General features: G+C 55.8%; 1 protein-coding gene. It reads right to left on the minus strand.

Annotation, left to right across the window (positions count from 1 at the left end; genetic code table 11):
- Positions 1-1,613, minus strand: a 1,613-nt coding sequence (locus CER19_RS23715; protein WP_371921559.1) for an immunoglobulin-like domain-containing protein, incomplete at its 3' end; no start/stop codon positions are given.
- Positions 1,614-1,652 lie beyond the last annotated feature (39 nt).

A 1,652-nucleotide genomic window follows, 5' to 3' on the forward strand; every position in this document is an offset into this window, starting at 1 on the left:
CCGTTGTCGAGTTTCAACGTGACGTCAGTACCGGCCTTATTGCTCAAGGTCGCGGTGTAGGTGATCTGGCCACCTTCGTTAACGGCGCTAGGCGCGGTCAGCGTGACAGTCGTAGTGTTGTCGGTGCTCGGGGTATCGGTAACGGTGGTATTCACCGCCGTAGTGCCAGGAACCAGGTTCTCGAAATGCTCACCACCGGTCACACCCTTGATAGCGGTGGTAACAGTTTGGTCACCTTTGTAGACGTCGTTTGGCGCGACGGTGGTGATGGAGCCGCTGGACTGATTCACACCGATGGTGATGGTCTTGCCGTTATCCAGGGTGACCGTCAGCGGGTTGGTGATGTTGGTTACTGGGGCGCCGTTTTTATCCACAAGGCTGGCGGTGTAAACGATATTGCCGCCTTCGCCGACGGTGGTGGTGGCAGTCAGAACCACATCGACTTTGTCGATGGTGTCGTTGATCGTCGTAGTTGCGCCGTTACCAGCAACTTCCAATTTTTCGAAGTTACCGCCGGTGGTTTCGGTGATCTTGACGGTCTGCGTGCTCTTGTCGATGAACACGTCATCAGTCGGTGCAGGCACGGTCACAGTGCCAACAGTGTCGCCCGCCTTGATGGTGATCGAAGAGCCGTTATCCAACTTCAAGGTGACGTCGGTGCCAGCCTTGTTGCTCAAAGTTGCGGTGTAGGTGATCTGGCCACCTTCGTTGACAGCACTTGGTGCAGTCAGTGTGACAGTCGTGGTGTTGTCAGTGCCGGGGGTATCTGTGACGGTGGTGTTTACCGCTGCAGTGCCCGGTACTAGGTTTTCAAAATGCTCGCCGCCCGTCACACCTTTGATCGCGGTGGTGACAGTTTGGTCGCCTTTGTACACATCATCAGGAGCAATAACCGAAACGCTAGCGCTCGATTCGTTAACACCGATAGTGATGGTTTTGCCGTTATCCAGAGTGACGGTGAGCGGGTTGGTGATGTTGGTCACCGGTGCGCCGTTCTTATCCACAAGGCTGGCGGTGTAGACGATGTTGCCGCCTTCGCCCACGGTAGTCGTGGCGGTCAGAACCACGTCGACTTTATCGATGGTGTCGTTGATGGTGGTGGTTGCGCCATTGCCTGCAACTTCTAACTTCTCGAAGTTGCCGCCCGTGGTCTCGGTGATCTTGACGGTTTGGGTGCTCTTGTCGATGAACACGTCATCGGTAGGTGCAGGGACGGTCACGGTGCCGACGGTGTCGCCCGCCTTGATGGTGATTGACGCACCATTGTCGAGTTTTAGCGTTACGTCAGTGCCTGCTTTGTTGGAAAGCGTGGCGGTGTACGTAATTTGACCACCTTCGTTCACGGCGCTAGGCGCGGTCAGCGTGACAGTCGTGGTGTTGTCAGTACCTGGGGTATCTGTGACGGTGGTGTTTACCGTCGTAGTGCCCGGCACAAGATTTTCAAAATGCTCGCCGCCGGTCACGCCTTTGATAGCAGTGGTGACAGTTTGATCGCCTTTGTAGACGTCGTTTGGCGCGATGGTGGTGATGGAGCCGCTGGACTGATTCACGCCAATGGTAATGGTCTCACCATTGTCCAGGGTAACGGTCAGCGGATTGGTGATGTTAGTCACCGGCGCACCGTTTTTATCCACAAGGCTGGCGGTGAAGAA

The organism is Pseudomonas sp. GL93 (genome assembly GCF_003408955.1).
In the GTDB taxonomy this organism is placed as follows: domain Bacteria; phylum Pseudomonadota; class Gammaproteobacteria; order Pseudomonadales; family Pseudomonadaceae; genus Aquipseudomonas; species Aquipseudomonas paracarnis.